The sequence below is a fragment of the Nocardioidaceae bacterium SCSIO 66511 genome (assembly GCA_023100825.1).
Taxonomy (GTDB): domain Bacteria; phylum Actinomycetota; class Actinomycetes; order Propionibacteriales; family Nocardioidaceae; genus Solicola.
Map to the genome: position 1 here is coordinate 483680 of CP095846.1, position 19648 is coordinate 503327.

The window sequence follows — 19648 nt, forward strand, 5'->3', positions numbered from 1 at the left end:
ATTCGTGCCGTGTGAGTTCTGGTCAGAATCCGGTCGAGGCCCGCGCAACCAGCTCGGGCGTGAAGCTCAGCTGCCGGTGTCCGAGGCCGGGATCGGTCGCCTCGTCGAGCAGCAGCTCCGCCGCCGCGCGGCCGAGAGCTGATCGCGGCTGGCGCACGGAGGTGAGGGGTACGGCAGCCGCGGCGGCGAAGTCGATGTCGTCGAAACCGACGATCGCGAGATCATCGGGTACGCCCCGGCCGGTCAGGATCGCGTGCTGCAGCAGCCCGAGCGCAACCAGGTCGTTGGCGCAGAACGCCGCTGTCGGCCGACGCTTGCGCGGCATACCCGCGAGCCTTTCACCGGCTGCTCGTCCGTCGGCGAACCCGAGCGCAGGAGTAGTGATCTCGACGAGTGCAGACTCGTCGAGACCGGCCTCGACGACAGCCTTTCTGGCGCCCTCGTATCGGTCGCGGACCTGACCGAGAGTCGAGGGACCGCCGACGTACGCGATCGAGGTGTGCCCGAGGTCGAGCAGATGCTCGACGGCGAGGCGACCGCCCTCGAGGTCGTCTGCCGCGGCCGACGAGAACGCTTCGTCGCCCCTGGTGCGGTCGACGATCACCAGGGGTGTCGTCCGCGCGATCTCGTCGAGCAGGGGTGACGCCGGCTCGACCGGGGTGATCAGGATGCCGTGTACCTGCTGCTGTTGGAGCTGGCGGAGGTGGCGCTGCTCGCGCTCTGCGTCGTTGCGGCTCGCGCACAGGATCACCGACATATCGCGTTCGTTCGCGACGTCTTCGATGCCTTGTGCAACATCGGTGAAGAACGGGTTGGCGACGTCGAGCATCACGTACGCAAGGGTGCGGCTACGGCCCGCGCGGAGCTGACGGGCGGACTCGTTACGGATGAACCCGAGGTGCTCCATCGCCTGCTCGACACGTGCTCGGGTCTTCTCGCTGACTCGGTCGGGGCGGTTGAGGACGTTCGACACGGTGCCGAGAGACACGCCGGCCTCGGCCGCGACGTCCTTGATGGACGCCTTTCGCTGGACCGGTTGCGATGCCATCGTGCTGTCCTCCCGTGTGGGCGAGTTTGCGCCCGGTCAATGAAACGTAGCCAAAGGCTACGCCACCTTGCGGTCGATCGGTGCCATTCTGACCCTCGTTCCCGAAGCAGCGATGCTCGGGGGAGCGTACGAAGAACCGCCATGTCATCGGCGTTTCGATAACGGCAACGTAACTTTGGCCCGATGTCTTGACGGCGTGAGCCGTCTCACTCTACGCTCCATTGAAACCTTTCATAGCGCGGATCGCAGACATCAAGACTCGCGACGCATCACTCCCGAGTGACGCGCGTCGATCCGACGCATCACTCTGGAGTTCATCGCATGACCAACCAACCGGCAGCCACGCTGGTGCTATGCGACGTCGTGAAGTCGTTCGGCGCCGTCGTCGCGCTCCGCGCCGGTTCGCTGGTGGCGCGTCCGGGCTCGATCCACGCTCTCGTCGGAGAGAACGGCGCCGGCAAGTCGACCCTGGTGAAGATCGTCGCGGGCGTACACCGCCGCGACGGTGGCACCTTGGAGTTCCACGGCGAGCCGGTGGACTTCACCTCGACGGCCGAGTCGAAGGCGGCGGGCATCGCGGTCATCTACCAGGAGCCGACGCTGTTCCCGGACCTGTCCGTGACCGAGAACATCTTCATGGGTCGGATGCCGCACGGTCACTGGCGACGCATCGACCGCGCCGCGATGATCGCGGAAGCGGAGCAGATCTTCGCGCGTCTCGGCGTCGACATCGATCCGCGGCGACCCGCGCGCGGCCTGTCGATCGCCGATCAGCAGATCATCGAGATCGCCAAGGCGATCTCGCTCGATGCGTCGCTACTGGTCATGGACGAACCCACCGCTGCCCTGTCGGGGGTAGAGGTGGAGCGGCTCTTCGCGGTCGCGCGAAGCCTTCGCGACGAGGGCCGCGCGCTTGTGTTCATCAGCCACCGATTCGACGAGGTCTTCGACCTCTGCGACACGGTCACGGTGATGCGCGACGGGGCGTACGTCGACACGCTTGCCGTCGAGGAGACGAGCGTCGACGAGATGGTCGCACTGATGGTCGGTCGAGAGGTCGGCGACCTCTATCCGAAGCTGCCCGCGGAGATCGGCGAGGTGGTGCTCGACGTCTCCGGGCTCTCGTCCCGCGGCGTGTTCGACGACATTGCGTTCCAGGTACGTGCCGGCGAGATCGTCGGTCTCGCCGGCTTGGTCGGAGCGGGGCGCAGCGAGATCGCCAGAGCCGTGTTCGGCATCGACGCCTACGACAGCGGGCAAGTTCGACTCGGTGGTACGCCGGTACGCGCGTCGAACCCACGAGCCGCGATCCGTGCCGGGATGGCTCTCGTACCCGAAGACCGCCGCCAACAGGGTTTGGTGATGGAGAGTTCGGTCGCCCGCAACATCGCCGGAGCCATCCGCCGACGACTCGCCAAAGCGGGCCTGCTGACGGCGCAGATGGAGAACACCGCTGCGCGACCGTGGGCCGCCAAACTCGAGGTGAAGACGAACGCCCTCGATATGGCGGCGACCACGATGAGCGGCGGCAACCAACAGAAGGTCGCCATCGCGAAGTGGCTCGCCACCGAGCCGAAGCTGCTGATCATCGACGAGCCGACCCGTGGCATCGACGTCGGTACGAAGGCCGAAGTGCACCGGCTGCTGTCGTCGCTCGCCGGCCAGGGCATGGCGATCCTGATGATCTCGTCGGAACTTCCAGAGGTTCTGGGGATGGCCGATCGCGTCGTCGTCGTATGCGAGGGCGAGATCACCGCAGACATCGAACGCTCGGAGGCGACACCCGAGAACGTCATGTACGCAGCCACCCACGTACGCGGGCACGAGGCGGGCGCGAGTCTCGCCGATTCGGTGACGGAAGGTGCCGGGGCATGACGGAGACATTGGTGAAACCGTCCGAGCTGTCGCCGGTGCAGCGCATGATCGGTGGTGCGTTGCGCTCGCGCGAGATCGCCGTCTTTCTCGTACTCATCGTGCTGGTGGTCGTCGCCACGGCGAAGAGCAACAGTTTCCTGTTCGGCGGCGACGGCTGGCGCGATCTGCTCGTGACGCCGTCCATTCTGCTCATCCTGGCCGCCGGCCAGACGATGGTGATCGTCACCCGCAACGTCGATCTGTCCGTCGGCTCGACCCTCGGGCTGACGGCGTACCTGACCGGCCGGCTGTTCGCCGATCAGCCAGGTATCCCGGTCGTCGCGGTCTTCGCGATCGGAATGCTGTTCGGCGGCCTGCTCGGCCTCGTCAACGGCTTGCTCGTCGCCGCGTTTCGGGTGCCGGCGCTGGTGATCACGCTCGGCACGCTGTACATCTACCGCGGCATCTTCCTGGAGTGGGCCGGCAGCGATCGGATCAACCCGTCCGACCTACCCGACGGCTTCTTGAGTCTTGGTACGAAGCAGTTGCTCACCATCCCGGTCCTCACCATCATCGCGCTGCTCGTGGTCGCAGCGATCGGCTACTACCTGCACACGGCACGCGGCGGCCGCGAGATGTACGCGATCGGCTCCGACCCCGGGGCGGCCGAGCTGTACGGCCTTCCGGTCGGTCGAAGGGTGTTGTGGGCGTTCATCCTGTGCGGTGCGCTGGCCGGTCTGGCCGGTGTCTTCTACGCGGCGCGATACGGCACGATCAGCTCCGGTGCCGGCCGCAACCTCGAGCTGGAGGCGGTCGCTGCCGCAGTCATCGGCGGTGTCGCGATCTTCGGCGGGAGCGGCACCGTGTGGGGCGCGGCGATCGGGGCGTTCCTGCTGGTCACGATCGACCGAGCGCTCCCGGTTCTCGGCATTCCGGACTTCTGGCAGCGCGCCGTCGTCGGTGCGCTCATCATCGGTGCGGTCGTCCTCGATCGGGTCCTCGCGGCCAGACAGGAACGCAAGCTGATCGAGTCGCGGGCGGAGAGATGAGCATGTCGATCGACGAGGCCGTCAACGAGCGTACGTACGCCGACTACTCGCGCCCGCTGCTGTGGCGCGTGCTGCTGACCCGTGAGTTCGCAGTCATCGCCCTGCTGGTGATCGTCTACTTCTACGCGTACGGTAACGTCGCGAACTTCGACGGACCGCTCACGCTGTACTACCTGTTCCTCGACATTGCGCCGATCCTGTTGATCGCGCTGCCGATGACGTTGGTGATCATCACCGGCGAGATCGACCTGTCGGTGGCGAGCATCATGGGTCTCACCAGCGTCATGCTCGGCATCTTCTACCACGACTTCGACCTGCCGATGATCGTCGCGTTCGTCCTCGCGATCGCCGTCGGAACCCTGTGCGGTGCATTCAACGGCTTCCTGGTCGCGTACGTCGGGCTGCCGTCGCTTGCCGTGACGATCGGCAGCCTGGCGCTGTTCCGCGGTATCGCAGTCGGGCTGCTCGGCACCGAGGCGATCACCGACTTCGACGAGAAGTGGACCGACCTGGCCACCGAACGCATCGGCGGCGACAGCAGCTATCCGGTCATCCTGATCGCCTTCGTCGTCCTCGCAATCGCGTTCGCGATCCTGTTGCACTTCTCGACCTTCGGCCGCGGCGTCTACGAGATCGGGCTGAACGATCAGGCCGCTCGGTTCACCGGCGTCAACGTGGAGCGTACGAAGTTCTGGCTGTTCCTGCTCGCCGGTGCGGTTTCGGCGTTCGCCGGTGTCTTCTACACGCTGCGCTACGGCAGTGCTCGCGGCGACAACGCCGAGTACTACGAGCTGCAGGTGATCGCTGCGGTCCTGCTCGGCGGGGTCTCGATCTTCGGCGGACGCGGAGCGCTGCACGGCGTGATCGCGGGCGTACTCCTGATCGGCGTCGTCTCCAGCGCGATGCGTTTGGAGAACGTCTCGACCAACTTCACCAACATCGTGATCGGTGGGCTCCTCGTGCTCTCCGTCATCTCCGGAAGCCTGCTCTCCTGGGTTTCTGGGCTCCGGGCGAGGCGTTCGCGTACCGGCCAAGGGGCATCCGCACCCGGCGGGAAGCCGTCCGGCGAGTAACCAACGAAAGGCACATCCATGTTGACAAAGAACCGGCCACTGGCCGCCTTCGCCGGCCTCGCACTAGCGGCGAGCCTGGGTCTGACCGCCTGCGGCGGAGACGATGACGGCGGAGGCGGCTCCGGTGGCGACGCCGGGATCACCTTCCTGCCGAAGAACCTCGGCAACCCGTACTTCGACGCCAGCACGACAGGCGGCGAGAAGGCAGCCAAGGAGTTCGACGGCTCGATCGACGAGGTCGGGCCCGACCAGGCGACGCCGGACTCCCAGGTGTCGTTCATCAACACAGCAGCCCAGCAGGGTGTCGGCGCGCTCGTGGTGTCGGCCAACGACCCGACCGCGATCTGCGATGCGCTCAACGAGGCGCGTGACGCCGGCGTGAAGGTCGTGACCTTCGACTCCGACACCGATCCGGAATGCCGAGACGTCTTCGTGAGCCAGGCCGACGCCGAGGGCATCGCCAAGAAGCAGGTCGAGCTGATCGCTGACCAGATCGGCGGCTCGGGCGACATCGCGATCCTGTCCGCCGCGGCGAACGCGACGAACCAGAACGAGTGGATCAAGCTGATGGAGCAGGAGCTGGAGGCCAACTACCCGAAGATCAACCTCGTCGACACGGTGTACGGAGACGACGACGATCAGAAGTCCTTCGACCAGACGGCAGCGCTGCTCTCCAAGCACTCCGATCTCAAGGGCATCGTCTCGCCGACCACCGTCGGCATCGCCGCCGCTGCGCGGTACTTGTCGACCTCGGACTACAAGGGGAAGGTCGCGCTGACCGGTCTCGGTACGCCGAACCAGATGCGCAAGTTCGTCAAGGACGGCACGGTCACCGAGTTCGCACTCTGGAACCCCGAGGACCTCGGCTACCTCTCCGCGTACACCGCAAAAGCGCTGATCGACGGCGACATCGAGGGCGAGGAGGGCGACACCTTCAAGGCCGGTGACCTCGGCGACTACGAGGTCGGTGCCGACGGAGTGGTGGTGCTCGGCGACCCGTTCGTCTTCAACAAGGGCAACATCGACGACTTCGACTTCTGAGGCTTCGGGTCGGCCGGGCCAACCGAAGACCCGGCCGCCCCGCAGGCAGATCCCAACCACAAACTCGAAGAGAAGTGACCATGACGAGGTTCGCACAGATCGCCCACCTGCTGGACGGTCAGGCAATCGAGGTTCCGTCGTGGGCGTACGGCAACTCGGGCACTCGCTTCCACGTGTTCGGTACGCCCGGTACTCCGCGTACGGTCGAAGAGAAGGTCGCCGACGCCGCAACCGTGCATCGGTTTACGGGACTCGCGCCGAAGGTGGCGCTGCACATCCCTTGGGACCGTCTCGACGACTACGCGGCGCTGCGTACGTACGCCGAGGGTCTTGGTATCGGCATCGGCACCATCAACTCGAACACGTTCCAAGACGAGGACTACAAGTTCGGCGCACTCACTCACGTCGACCGCAAGGTTCGCCAGAAGGCGATCGACCACCACTTCGAGTGCATCGACGTGATGAACCAGACCGGCTCTCGCGATCTGAAGATCTGGCTCGCCGAGGGTACGAACTACCCCGGTCAGGGCGATATTCGTGGTCGGCAGGATCGCCTCGCCGAAAGCCTGCACACGATCTACGAGCGACTGTCCGACGACCAACGGCTCGTACTCGAGTACAAGTTCTTCGAGCCGGCGTTCTACCACACCGACGTGCCCGACTGGGGCACGTCGTACACCCAGGTCGCCGCACTCGGTGACCGCGCTCTGGTCTGTCTCGACACCGGGCACCACGCGCCGGGCACGAACGTCGAGTTCATCGTCGCGCAGCTGTTGCGGCTCGGGAAGCTCGGCTCATTCGACTTCAACAGCCGGTTCTATGCAGACGACGACCTGATTGTCGGCGCGGCCGACCCGTTCCAGCTGTTCCGCATCATCTTCGAAGTCGTGCGCGGCGGCGGCTACCAACCGGCCAACCCGGACAGCGATGTGGCGTTCATGCTCGACCAGTGCCACAACATCGAAGCGAAGATTCCAGGACAGATCCGGTCGGTCCTCAACGTGCAGGAAATGACGGCCCGTGCACTACTCGTCGACCGGGAGGCCCTCACGGCTGCGCAAGAGTCCGGCGACGTCCTGACGGCGAACGAGATCTTCATGGACGCCTTCTACACCGACGTACGCGCGGATCTGTCGGCCTGGCGCGATGAACGCGGCCTACCCGCCGACCCGATGCGGGCGTACGCGCAAAGCGGTTACCAACAAGAGATCGAGGCGAACCGTGTCGGCGGTACGCAGGCAGGATGGAACTAGTGGCCGGCAGTACGAAAGCGGAGCTGATCGCGCGATCCAACCGCCTCGGCGCAGATCGCAAGAACACCAACTATGCCGGTGGCAACACCTCTGCGAAGGGAGTCGACACCGATCCGGTGACCGGTGAGTCCGTAGAACTGTTGTGGGTCAAGGGCTCTGGCGGTGACCTCGGCACCCTGCAGGAGTCGGGGTTGGCCGTGCTCCGGCTCGACCGGATGCGCTCGCTCGTCGACGTCTATCCCGGGGTCGAACGGGAAGACGAGATGGTCGCCGCGTTCGACTTCTGCCTGCATGGCAAGGGCGGTGCGGCACCGTCGATCGATACCGCAATGCACGGTCTCGTCGATGCGGCGCACGTCGACCACCTTCATCCCGATTCCGGAATCGCGATCGCGACGGCCGCCGACGGCGAGAAGCTGACTGCCGAGATCTTCGGTGACCGCGTGGTGTGGGTGCCGTGGCGCCGCCCGGGTTTCCAACTGGGGTTGGACATTGGCGCGATCAAGGCCGAACATCCCGACGCGGTCGGGTGCATTCTCGGCGGGCACGGGATCACCGCGTGGGGCGACACGAGTGACGAGGCGGAGCGAAACTCGCTCTGGATCATCGACACAGCCGCGGCGTACATCGCAGAGCACTCCAAGCCCGAGCCGTTCGGTGCTCGGCTCGATGGCTACGAGCCCCTTGCCGAGAGTGAACGGCATCAGCGAGCGGCGGCCCTTGCACCGACCATTCGAGGCATCGCCTCGGTCGATTCCCATGCTGGCAAGGGCCGTGCGATGGTCGGCCACTACGACGACTCCGACGTCGTGCTCGACTTTCTCGCATCGGCAGAGCATGTCCGGCTCGCGGCCCTCGGTACGTCTTGCCCCGACCATTTCCTGCGTACGAAGGTCCGCCCGTTGGTGCTCGACCTTCCCGTCACCGCGACGGTAGAGGAGTCCATCGAGCGTCTTCACGAGCTCGCCGCTGCGTACCGCGACGACTATCAGGCCTACTACGACCGGCACGCGACCGAGGACTCGCCACCGATCCGCGGAGCCGACCCACTGATCGTCCTGGTGCCCGGCGTCGGCATGTTCAGCTACGGCAAAGACAAGCAGACCGCCCGGGTAGCAGGAGAGTTCTACCTGAACGCGATCAATGTCATGCGTGGTGCCGAGGGTTTGTCCACGTACCAGCCGATCGACGAGAGCGAGAAGTTCCGCATCGAGTACTGGGCGCTCGAGGAGGCCAAACTGCAGCGGATGCCTCAACCAAAGGCGCTCGCGGGTCGCGTCGCATTGGTGACGGGCGCGGCGAGCGGGATCGGAAAGGCAACAGCGAAGAAGCTTGCTGACGAAGGCGCGTGCGTTGTCATCGGGGACCTCGATGCACAGCGCGCTTCGGATGCGGCGGCCGAGATCGGCGGTACGGACGTTGCTGTCGGCGTTGCCGTCGACGTCAGCGATCAGAGCGGCGTACGTGCGATGGTCGACGCGGCGGTGCTCGCGTTCGGAGGCATCGACCTCGTGGTCAACAACGCAGGTCTATCGCTGAGCAGGTCACTGCTGGAGACGACCGAGGCCGACTGGGACCGCCAGCACAATGTCATGGCAAAGGGCTCGTTCCTCGTCTCCCAGGCTGCGGCGAGAGTGCTGATCGAACAACGACTCGGCGGCGACATCGTCTACATCTCGAGCAAGAACTCCGTTTTCGCAGGGCCCAACAACATTGCGTACGCAGCGACGAAGGCCGACCAGGCGCATCAGGTACGTCTGTTGGCCGCTGAGCTCGGTGAGTACGGTGTGAAGGTCAACGGGGTGAACCCCGACGGCGTCGTCCAGGGTTCCGGCATCTTCGCCGGCGGATGGGGAGCACAACGCGCTGCGGTGTACGGAGTCGATGAGGCCGATCTCGGCAAGTTCTATGCACAGCGCACGATCCTGAAGCGTGAGGTGCTTCCCGAGCACATCGCCAACGCGGTCTTCGTACTGTGCGGACCGGAACTCACCCACACCACCGGTCTGCACGTGCCGGTCGACGCCGGAGTGGCGGCGGCGTTCCTGCGATGACGCAGAAGCGAGCCGCCGCCGTCGATCTCGGCGCCACAAGTGGCCGGGTCATCGAGGCGACGGTCGGCTCAGACGCCCTTCTCGTACGGGAGGTTCACCGCTTCGCGAACGGCGCGGTCCAGGTCGGCGATTCGTTGCACTGGGATGTGCTGGGCATCTATCGCGAAGTGCTCAACGGCCTTCGTACGGTTGCGCGCGGCGGCAGGCTCGATGGTCTCGGAATCGACTCCTGGGCAGTCGACTACGGACTGCTCGATCGCGATGGAGTGTTGCTCGGAAACCCCTATTCACATCGCGATCGGCGTACGGACGGCGTTGCGGCACGGGTTGCTGAGACGATCGAGCCCGCGGAGCTGTACGCGGTGACGGGTCTGCAGGAGCTGCCGTTCAATACGATCTACCAGCTCGCCGCCGAGGCTGGTTCGGCGCGACTCGGTGTCGCCGAGACGCTGTTGTTGCTTCCAGATCTACTGGCGTACTGGCTGACTGGTGAGATCGGCGCGGAGCGTACGAACGCTTCGACGACGGGGTTGTACGACGTGCGGCGGCAGGACTGGGCCGTCGACGTCGTCGAGCGCCTGGCGTTGCCGGCATCGATCCTTCCACCGTTACGAGATCCCGGATCGGTGATAGGTGCGCTGCGCGGGACGGTGTCGTCCGATGTCGAACTTGCCGACGATGTCCCGGTGATCGCGGTCGGGTCGCACGACACCGCATCGGCTGTTGTCGGCGTACCCGCCACCGGCGACTCGTTCGCCTACATCTCCTCGGGGACCTGGTCGCTGGTCGGACTCGAGCTGGACGCCCCCGTACTGTCGGACGCTGCGCGTGGTGCGGACTTCACCAACGAGGGTGGCGTGGACGGCACCGTCAGGTTCCTGAAGAACGTCATGGGCCTGTGGGTGCTGACGGAGTGCATCCGCGGGTGGGGCGACCCGGCAGCGGATCTGGATTCGCTGCTAGCGGCGGCGGGCAGGGCCGAAGGTCTGCGGACCGTCATCGACATCGACGATGTTTCGCTACTGCCACCGGCGACGGCCACCGACCCGATGGATGCGCGGGTGACGAGGCTCGCCCGGGCTGCCGGCGAACCAGTTCCGACGACGCCTGCGGAGGTCGCCCGCTGCGTACTCGACAGCCTCGCCCTCGCGTACCGACGCCAACTGCGGACCGCCGCCGAGCTGGCGGGCAAAGACTTCGACGTCGTGCACGTGGTCGGCGGTGGCTCGCAGAACGAGCTCCTGTGCCAGCTCACCGCCGACGCGCTCGACGTACCGGTACTCGCAGGACCGGCCGAGGCGGCAGCGCTCGGCAACGTACTGGTTCAGGCGCGCACACTCGGCGTCGACATACCCGATCTTGCGGCGATGCGCGCTCTGATCGCACGTACGCATCACGTTCGTCGGTACGAACCCCGTCGAGATCTGGCCTGGGCCAGCGCCGCTGCGCGGGTATCCGGCGGCGACGTCTGATTCGAGCAAGGGCCGGCCTGTGGACTCGATACGAGCGTGGAAGCCGGCCGAGGTCGACATCGTCATCTTGGACCTACTGGCGCGAGGCCACACGATCGAGTACGTCGCGCGCCAGGTCGAGATGTCGGACCGCACCGTCAGGAGGCGTCTCCGCGCGACTGCAGATGACCTCGGCGTCGATTCGTCGATCGAGGCGGTCGTGCACGCGGTGCGCGCGGGGCTGATCTGAGCCACCGGGACCTACGGCGGCGTAAAGCGCTGGCCGAGCACGGTGACTGCTGATACTTTTCGCGAAGACCGTGCAGCAACCGAGGAGGTGGTACCCCGTGAACGTATCGACATGGGTGCTCCCCTCCGGGGTCACGATCGGGCGGTAGGTCGTCCGGGAGCGCCGTTGTGGAGCACTCCCGAAAGGCACGACCATGGACTTCACCTCCAAACACCAACACAGCAACGGCGTACTCGAACGCGATTTCACGATCGGCGAGGTATCCGGCATCCTTTGGACGCCTCCGTCCGGAGCAGCACCTGCGCCGCTGATCCTCATCGGCCATCCCGGCGGGTTGCGCAACCTGTACCCCCGACTGGCGGGGAGAGCCCAACATTGCGCGACGAATGGCTTCGCCGCCGCCACCATCGAACTTCCCGGGTGCGGTGACCGATCCCGATCGGTCACGGCCGATCAAGCCCGTGCCGATCTGCGCTCAGCGATAGCGGCCGGCGAACCCGTCAACGACGACATCATCGACAGACTCATCCTCCCGCTCGTCGACGAGTCGGTCCCGGAATGGCGCGACAGCATCGACGCACTCCTTCGACTACCCGAGATAGCCGGCCCGGTCGGCTACTCCGGCGGCGTGATCGCAATCGGCGTCAGACTGGCGCTGGTCGAGCCACGCATCGTCGCGGCCGGTCTGTTTGCTGGGAGCTTCATACCGCGGGCGACGTACGAAGAGGCCAGACAGGTCACGATCCCACTGCACGTGCTTCTGCAGTGGGACGACGAGTCGAACGACCGGCAGGCTGCGCTGGACCTGTTCGACGCATTCGGATCGCAGGAGAAGGCGCTGAACGCCAATCTCGGAGGGCATACCGGTGTTCCCGCGTACGCCGGGGAGGACGCGTACCGGTTCTTTGTCAGGCATTTGGGGTAGGGGCTCCCGGTCCCTTTCGGGTTGCTGCTTTCACAGTCTCCGCCTACTTCGGTTCCGTCCTTCATCGTTTCCCGCTACTTACGGTTCTCTCCTTCACAGTTTCTGCGCACTGCGGTTCTCTTCTTTGGCGGCGACGACGCCGGGTACGCGCCGGTGGCCGCCTCCCCGCGACCCTCCCCGCCACTTCAGTTGTCGCTTTTCACAGTTTCTCGCTTCGCCGTTTTCCCAACAAAACAAGGCGATCCGCACCTTCTATCTCTTGTTCATCGAACCTCTGTACGATACAATAGGTGCCATGTTCGAACCGCAGACCTACACCCGCCTCCACGAGCAGGCGCGGCAGGCTGCGAACGCTTCCGACGCCGTCGGTCTTGCGACTGACGAGCAGCTCTGTCAGTCGTTGCGGGATTTGCAGTCGGCGTTGGATTTGCTCGACGGGGTACGCGCCTCCCTGTTCGCGCAGCTGAAAGAGTCCGAGGCGTACAAGTCCGACGGTGCCTCCACGGTCGCCGGGTGGGCTCGCCAAGAGTTGCGGATGGGGTTGGGTGAGTCGCGCCGTCACACCAAAGCCGGCCAGACCCTCAAGACGTTGCCGAAGGTTGCCGCCGCTCTGGATGCCGGGACGATTCGGGGTGCGCATGTCGACGAGTTCACCGTCGGCGTCACCAAGGTCGGCGTCGACATCATGACGAACCTGCAAGACGTACTGCTGCCGATCGCCCGCGAGTGTGAGCCCCGGGATCTGCGGGTGGCGATCAACGAACTCAACGACATCGTGAACTGTGAAGAACGCGATAAGGCGTACCAGCGGGGCATGAACAAACGCGACATCCGGGTCGACAAATGCGGTGACGGCTACTACGTGTCCGGGATGCTCGACCCCGTCACCGGAGCAAAATTCGCCCAATGGGCCAAAACCGTGTCAATGCCTGAATACGACGGCGACGACCGCACACCCTCCGACCGCCGCGTCGACGGACTCGGACGGATGCTCGACGACCAAAACACCCCACCACCAGCCGACCAGCGGCCAGATGAGCAGTCCGCCGACGGGCAGGAGCGACCGAAGCCGCGCCGTCGTGCCGACACCACCCTGCTCGTCCTGGCCGACCTCGAAACCCTCCTGCGTCTGCCCGGTGCACGTCCGGCGACGCTGGTCGGGTTCGGACCCATCGGCCCGCAACTGATGAGCTATCTGACCTGCGGCGCCGACACATCGGGTGTCCTCACCCACGGCACAACGAACGGCCCCGTCCCGCAGGCCAACGTGTTGAACGTCGGCCGCACCAGCCGCCTCGCCACCGCCGCACAACGCAAAGCGATCACCGCCCGCCAAGACGGCATCTGCGCGAACCCCGGCTGCGGCTCCACCTTCTTGGAGTTCCACCACGTCAACTGGTGGAACCGCGACGGCGGGCGTACCGACCTGTCGAATTTGGTCGGGATCTGCGGCGGCTGCCACCACCTCGTGCATCAGAACAAGCTGACCATCCGGCACGACGGCCACGGTGGGTTCACGTTCCACCGCTCCACGGGCGCCGTCATCGACGACCACACCCGCATCACCAGACAACGCGTCCGCGACCTCATCGCCAAAATCCGCCACACTGCGGTCGAAACCGAGACCAAGCAGAAACCGGCGAGATCATCACCACCGCCCGGCCGGCGACGCTCCTTACGTGACCTCCCTGCCTGTGGCTACACCGTCACGTACGTCGACTTCCACCGCCTGCCCAACCCACGCACGTCCGCCTGAGAGGGCACCTCAGCTGTCGCGGGCTGCGACCTCGGCGCGCCAGGCGTCGATCACCAGGATCGTGCGCATCCCGACGGACTCGTACAGCCCCAGAGCGGGAGTCGTGTTGTTGCTGTCGACGTGCAGCAGCGTGCCCGCCAGCCCTCGCGCGGCATCAGCTGCGAACGCCTGCTTCAGCAAGGCCTTCGCAATTCCTCGGCCACGCGCCCGCGGGACGACGCCAACCTGAGCGACATAGCCGCAGTGCTCGTCCTCGACGAACTGCTCCGAAACCCGGATCATGCCGACCGGTTCGCCATCCAGCTCAGCGAGGCGGACCTGGCTCCAGCCGAACGTCGAACGACTCTCCAGCGCTGCGACCCAATCGTCATACGACTCCGGCTCCTCACCGAAGTGCTCGACGAACGATTCCTCTCGCACGCCATGAGCCGCGCGGCGAACACTCACGTCGTCGGAGGCCGGGACCGTGACCCCGGTCGGCAGCAGCGGGTTCGGTTCGACATCGGAACGGTCGACGCGCATCCGGTAGAACGATGTCGCAACACGGAATCCGCGATCGGCGAGCAGCGCGCCCAGTTGCTCGTCACGCCGGTAGGTGCCGTGATCGACAATTGCGCGTTCGTGCCCGGACTCGTGCGCCATTGCCCTGGCGCGCTCGAACGACGCATCGAGCAACCAAGCCGCGACCTGCTCATCGAGCGAGACGACGTCGATCCCGACCTGGTCGCCGTCAGGACGGCGCCGTCGCGCCGTTGCGTACCCCAACACGTCGCCGCCCGCATCCTGCACCAGCCATCCGTCGGTGTCCGCCGCGAAGCCCGGTTCGTTCAGCTCGTCGCGCACGTCGTCAGGCGTGAAGTCCGGGAATCCGACAACCGCGTTGCCGTACGCGGCAACCAGGGCGTAGATGCGGGCGACATCGGCGAGGCGAGGCGGGCGTACAGCGAGCCCGACGGGAAGGTCGTGCGACTCCATTCGCCAATCGTGAACCCGGGACCCGCAGGCGTCCATCGAATTGCGGCGCCGCGACTCAGTCGACGAGGAACCCGTCGACGAGCAGGGAGCGAACCCGGTCGGCGTAAGCGGCGCGAATCTCGCTCTCGTCGCGCTCCAGCAGCTGGGCGAGTGCGTCGAGGATCTGGCCGACGTTGAGCTCACCGTCGCTGGCGCCGATGAGACCCGCCTCGACCGTGTCGACCTGACGTGCCCGGCCGAACCCGCTCTGCTGGCGGACGATGATCGACTCGATCTCGGCGGCGCCGGGAACTGATCGCTGCTCCTGCACGAGATCGGGCTGTCGTAGGTGCTTGGCGAACAACTCGTCATCGGCCGTCGAACTCGTGTCGACGGCCTTCGCCCACTCGGTAATCCGCGGCGCGACGGGCTGCTCCAGCTCATGTGGCCAGTCCTCGAGACGTACGACCGGCTCATCGCGATCGGTGCGGCGCAGACAAATCCAGCCGAACCCGAGCGCCTCGATGCCCTCATCGGCAAACCACGAGAGCCACGTGTCGTAACGCTCACGGTACTGCGGGGTGCCGTGCAGGCCCGCGTCCGCGAGCCAAAGCTCAACGTACGTGGGCAAATCCACCACCTCGCGCTGCAGTACCCAGGCGTCGCAGCCCGTGTCGTCGAGCCACTCCTCGAGGCGATCGTCCCAAGGACGACCGCCACGATGGACCCAGTTGCCGAGAAGCTGCAGCCAGCCCCCAGGTCGTAGGTGATTCGGCGCCTCGGCCACGAGCCGGCGCACCAACTCATCGCCGGGCAGACCGGAGTCGCGGTACACCAGCCGTTCGCCCGTACCCGGTGAGATCACGAACGGCGGGTTCGTCACGATCAGATCGAACTGCTCGTCGGCTACCGGAGCGAACAGGCTGCCGTCGCGTACCTCGAAGTCGACACCGTTGAGACGCGCCGTCGCCCTGCCCATTGCCAGCGCACGCGGATTGACGTCGGTGCCGACGACCTTGCCGGCGTGCGTACTCAGGTGCAGCGACTGGACACCGCAACCGGCGCCCAAATCGAGTGCGGAATCGACGGAGTCGCGAATCGTCAACTGCGCAAGAGTCATCGATGCCTCGCTGATGCCGAGGACGTGATCGGTTGAAACAGTGCGATCGGCACCATCGAGGCCCGGCGTCAGATCGCAGACCACCCACCAGTCGTGCTGCTCGTCGCCGTACGGGCGGATGTCGACGCGGGCACGCACCTCCGAGACGGTTCGTTCGAGCACACCGGACAGGCAGAGCCGATCGACGAGTCCTGGCAGCGCCCGATCGGCGGCCGCTGCATCGACCGGCCGCTGCAGCGAGAACAGTCGGGTCAACGTCGAAAGTGCGCTTCCGTCGCTCGTTGCGCGAAGCGCCGGCGTCGTCTCGTTGCGCAGCAGCGCACGATGAGCGGGCGTACCCAGGAGGTCACCGACCGCCTGCGGTGTGAACGGTGCGTCGTTCAGAGCATCGCGGAGTTCGGCTGCCACGTCGTCATCGATCATGGCACCAGCCTCGCAGGTGGCAGATCGGGCTGCGCGGGCACATCGACCGCGCCGGCTGCAGACACAGATCGGCCGCACGACGCGTACGCCGTGCGGCCGACCTGTGGTTGGTTACCGGGTGACTCAGGGAGCCGCGATGCTGTCTCCCTGTGCCTCACTGATCGCCACCGGGCGCCGCTTCGAGATGTAGACGGCGGCAACGATGACCGCGACCGCGACGACCGCAATCGCGAGTCGCACCGGCGTGCTCGCGTCGTCGCCGTACGACAACGCCACGACTGCCGGAGCGATCAACAGCGACACGAGGTTCATCACCTTGAGCAGCGGGTTGATCGCCGGTCCGGCGGTGTCCTTGAACGGATCGCCGACGGTGTCGCCGATGATCGTCGCCTCGTGGGCGTCCGACCCCTTGCCGCCGTGGTGACCGTCCTCGACCAGCTTCTTGGCGTTGTCCCAGGCTCCACCGGAGTTGGCCAGGAAGACGGCCATCAAGGTGCCGGTTGCGATCGCACCTGCGAGGTACGCGCCCAGCGGCCCGACGCCGAGGCCGAAGCCGACGGCGATCGGCGCGAAGATCGCCAGCACACCGGGTGTTGCCAGCTCACGCAGCGAATCCCTCGTGCAGATGTCGACGACCCGGCCGTACTCCGGTCGACCCGTGCCCTCCATGATCCCGGGGATCTCGTGGAACTGGCGACGTACCTCGAAAACCACGGCGCCGGCGGCACGGCCGACAGCCGCGATCGCCAGACCGGAGAACAAGAACACCACCGAGGCACCGATGAGCAGGCCGAACAGGTTGCCCGGGTCTGCGATGTTGAGGATGCCGCCGAGCGACAGGAACTCAGATACGGACTCGATCTCGTCTTCACCGACGTTCGCGTCGCGTACCGCTCCACCGATGGCATCGGTGAACGAGCCGAACAGCGCCGTCGCCGCGAGCACCGCGGTCGCAATTGCGATGCCCTTGGTGATCGCCTTCGTGGTGTTGCCGACTGCATCGAGCTCGGTGAGGATCTGCGCACCGTCGTCATCGACCTCGCCGGACATCTCGGCGATGCCCTGTGCGTTGTCACTGACCGGTCCGAAGGTGTCCATTGCGACGATGACGCCGACGGTGGTCAGCAGGCCGCAGCCCGCAAGCGCCACCGCGAACAGGGAGACGATGATCGTGCCGCCACCGAGCATTGCTGCTCCGTAAACGGCCGCGCCGATCACCAACGCGGTGTAGACCGCCGACTCGAAGCCGACCGAGAGGCCGGACAGGATGACGGTCGCGGGTCCGGTGAGCGCGGTTTTTCCGACGTCGTTGACCGGTCGGGTCTCCGTGCCGGTGAAGTAGCCGGTGAGCGCGAGGATCAGGGCGGCAAGGACGATTCCGATGACGACCGCCACCGACGCGATGAGCGCCGGGTTGCCGTCGACCTCACCGAGGTCGAGTCCGAGGTCGCCCAACAGGCTTGCGTCCGCACCCGATGCGTCGGTCAGGTCGCCGAAGTTCGTCGGGAGGTACACGAATGCTGCGATCGTGCACGCTACCGCCGAGACCGCTGCCGAGATGTAGAACGACCTGTTGATCGTCGTCAGGCCGCTCTCGCCGGCACGCGGGCGGGTGATGTAGACGCCCAGGATCGCGGTCAGCGCGCCGATCGCCGGAACGATCAGGGGGAAGACCAGGCCTTCCTCGCCGAACGCGACAGAACCGAGGATCAGCGCCGCAACGAGCGTCACCGCGTACGACTCGAACAGGTCGGCCGCCATGCCGGCGCAGTCGCCGACGTTGTCGCCCACGTTGTCGGCGATCGTCGCCGCGTTGCGCGGGTCGTCCTCGGGGATGTTGTTCTCGACCTTGCCGACCAAGTCGGCGCCGACGTCGGCGGCCTTGGTGAAGATGCCGCCGCCGACACGCATGAACATCGCCAGCAGCGCCGCGCCGAAGCCGAAGCCCTCCAGGACCGTCGGTGCGTCACCCTTGTAGATCAAGACGACAACCGCCGCACCCAGAAGCCCGAGGCCGACCGTCGCCATGCCCACGGTGCCGCCGGTACGGAACGCGATCCGCATTGCCGGGTCGCGGCCTTCGTTCTGGGCGGCGGCGGCAACGCGTACGTTCGCGCGTACGGCGAGCCACATGCCCATGTAGCCGATGACCGCCGAGAATCCCGAACCGAAGAGGAAGAAGATCGACCGGCCGATGCGTACGTTTGCATCGCCGGGAAGTACGAACAGCAGTGCGAACGCGAGCAGCGCGAACACGCCGAGTGTCCGGAACTGCCGGGTGAGATAAGCCGACGCGCCCTCCTGGACCGCCGTGCCGATCTCCTTCATGCGGTCGGTGCCCTCGTCTGCGGACAGCACCTCCTGTCGGAACAGAGCGGCCATCGCGAGCGCGACGACCGCGATGACCGCTACTACCACGACGAAGGCGATATTGCCGCCGGACAGCGACAAATCCTCCGCAGCGGCCACAGTCACGTTGGCCATGGATTTCCTCCTAGACGGATCGGGTCGGCCCCCATCCTGGTGAACGAGATCACATTAGATGCCGACCTACCCAATCAGGTGTGAGTTCGACCACAACAGGCGGGTCATGATACGGGCCCGACCAACCGAGCCCTACTCGTACGACCTCTAGCCCTGGTCGGTCTTCCAGCGCAGCTCGACGCAGGTCGTGTCCGCACCCTCGCGTACGCGCAGATCGTCTGCCATCCCGGAAGCGACGGCCAGCCGATCCACCGACTGGGTCGCCGTGGCGGGAACTCGTCCGTGTACGCCGTGGTGCTCGACCGTGACGACCACCTCGTCTTCGCCGATGTCGAGTACCACCGCGACCGGATCGTCGATCTGGGCGTACGTATGCGCGGCGATCGCTTCGGAGGCGGCCTCGGTGACGGCGAGCCGGATGTCGTCGACCAGCGGCTCGGAAAGGTCTCGCAGGCGCGCGGTGGATCCGATGGTCATCCGCATCACCCGCAGCAGTGCGGGATCGGGTTGCAGGCGGAGCTCGACGCGCGGCATGGCGCGCGTCAGTGCGCGCTGATGGCGTCGGTGACGGAAGCGTAGATCCCGAAGACCTTCTCCAGACCGGTGATCCGGAAGATCTTGAGCAGACGCTCCTGCGTGCACACGATCACGAGCCGGCCGCCGTTGGCGCGCACTCGTTTGAGCCCACCGACGAGGACGCCGAGCCCGGTCGAGTCGAGGAACTCGACCTTCTCGATGTCGACGACGAGATAGTGGTGCCCCTGGTTGACCAGGTCGATCAATCGCTCCCGCAGCCGCGGAGCGGTATAGACATCGATCTCACCCGTGACTTCGATGACGTCGTACTGTCCTTCGGACCGGGTGGTCAACGACAGGTCCACTCCAGTCTCCTTAGCCGATACCGGTAACCGTC

General features: G+C 65.9%; 16 protein-coding genes. 10 read left to right on the forward strand and 6 right to left on the reverse strand.

Annotation, left to right across the window (positions count from 1 at the left end):
* Positions 1–22 precede the first annotated feature (22 nt).
* A complete protein-coding gene (locus tag MU582_02285; GenBank protein UPK75485.1) occupies positions 23–1048 on the reverse strand; it encodes a LacI family transcriptional regulator in 1026 nt (341 codons plus the stop codon).
* A gap of 321 nt (positions 1049–1369) precedes the next feature.
* On the opposite strand from MU582_02285, the gene MU582_02290 reads away from it, so the two are divergent.
* The 10 genes from MU582_02290 to MU582_02335 all read left to right on the forward strand — a co-directional run bounded on the left by MU582_02290 (position 1370) and on the right by MU582_02335 (position 13754).
* Entirely contained in the window at positions 1370–2923 is a 1554-nt protein-coding gene (locus MU582_02290; GenBank protein ID UPK75486.1) for a sugar ABC transporter ATP-binding protein, read from the forward strand.
* Positions 2920–3951, forward strand: coding sequence for an ABC transporter permease (locus tag MU582_02295; protein ID UPK75487.1), 1032 nt, complete (start codon positions 2920–2922; stop codon positions 3949–3951). Before MU582_02290 ends, MU582_02295 begins: the two co-directional genes overlap by 4 nt.
* A gap of 2 nt (positions 3952–3953) precedes the next feature.
* Positions 3954–5024 carry an ABC transporter permease gene (locus MU582_02300; protein ID UPK75488.1) on the forward strand — a complete coding sequence of 357 codons (1071 nt, stop codon included), beginning with the start codon at positions 3954–3956 and terminating at the stop codon, positions 5022–5024.
* A gap of 18 nt (positions 5025–5042) precedes the next feature.
* Positions 5043–6065 (forward strand): rhamnose ABC transporter substrate-binding protein, encoded by a 1023-nt coding sequence (gene rhaS, locus MU582_02305; protein UPK75489.1) that lies wholly within the window; start codon positions 5043–5045, stop codon positions 6063–6065.
* An 80-nt stretch (positions 6066–6145) separates the two neighbouring features.
* Complete coding sequence (gene rhaI, locus MU582_02310; GenBank protein UPK75490.1) at positions 6146–7318, forward strand: L-rhamnose isomerase; 1173 nt, start codon at positions 6146–6148, stop codon at positions 7316–7318.
* A complete protein-coding gene (locus tag MU582_02315) occupies positions 7309–9372 on the forward strand; it encodes a bifunctional aldolase/short-chain dehydrogenase (protein UPK75491.1) in 2064 nt (687 codons plus the stop codon). Before rhaI ends, MU582_02315 begins: the two co-directional genes overlap by 10 nt.
* The gene (locus tag MU582_02320) at positions 9369–10844 is read left to right on the forward strand and encodes a rhamnulokinase (protein UPK75492.1); all 1476 of its coding nucleotides are present in this window, start codon (positions 9369–9371) and stop codon (positions 10842–10844) included. Before MU582_02315 ends, MU582_02320 begins: the two co-directional genes overlap by 4 nt.
* 19 nt (positions 10845–10863) lie before the next feature.
* Positions 10864–11073 carry a hypothetical protein gene (locus MU582_02325; protein ID UPK75493.1) on the forward strand — a complete coding sequence of 70 codons (210 nt, stop codon included), beginning with the start codon at positions 10864–10866 and terminating at the stop codon, positions 11071–11073.
* 193 nt (positions 11074–11266) lie between these two features.
* Positions 11267–11998, forward strand: coding sequence for an alpha/beta hydrolase (locus tag MU582_02330; GenBank protein ID UPK75494.1), 732 nt, complete (start codon positions 11267–11269; stop codon positions 11996–11998).
* A 295-nt stretch (positions 11999–12293) separates the two neighbouring features.
* Positions 12294–13754, forward strand: a complete 1461-nt coding sequence (locus tag MU582_02335; GenBank protein UPK75495.1) for an HNH endonuclease — start codon at positions 12294–12296, stop codon at positions 13752–13754.
* Positions 13755–13763: 9 nt separating this feature from the next.
* Here MU582_02335 and MU582_02340 read toward each other — a convergent pair whose 3' ends face one another.
* From MU582_02340 to MU582_02360, 5 genes are all read right to left on the reverse strand, one after another.
* Positions 13764–14729 carry a GNAT family N-acetyltransferase gene (locus tag MU582_02340; protein ID UPK75496.1) on the reverse strand — a complete coding sequence of 322 codons (966 nt, stop codon included), beginning with the start codon at positions 14727–14729 and terminating at the stop codon, positions 13764–13766.
* 55 nt (positions 14730–14784) lie between these two features.
* The gene (locus tag MU582_02345) at positions 14785–16251 is read right to left on the reverse strand and encodes a class I SAM-dependent methyltransferase (protein ID UPK75497.1); all 1467 of its coding nucleotides are present in this window, start codon (positions 16249–16251) and stop codon (positions 14785–14787) included.
* Between the two features lie 123 nt (positions 16252–16374).
* Positions 16375–18735, reverse strand: coding sequence for a sodium-translocating pyrophosphatase (locus tag MU582_02350; GenBank protein ID UPK75498.1), 2361 nt, complete (start codon positions 18733–18735; stop codon positions 16375–16377).
* Between the two features lie 147 nt (positions 18736–18882).
* Complete coding sequence (locus tag MU582_02355) at positions 18883–19269, reverse strand: ATP-binding protein (protein UPK75499.1); 387 nt, start codon at positions 19267–19269, stop codon at positions 18883–18885.
* A gap of 8 nt (positions 19270–19277) precedes the next feature.
* On the reverse strand, positions 19278–19616 hold the full coding sequence (locus tag MU582_02360; protein ID UPK75500.1) for an STAS domain-containing protein: 339 nt from the start codon (positions 19614–19616) through the stop codon (positions 19278–19280).
* Positions 19617–19648 lie beyond the last annotated feature (32 nt).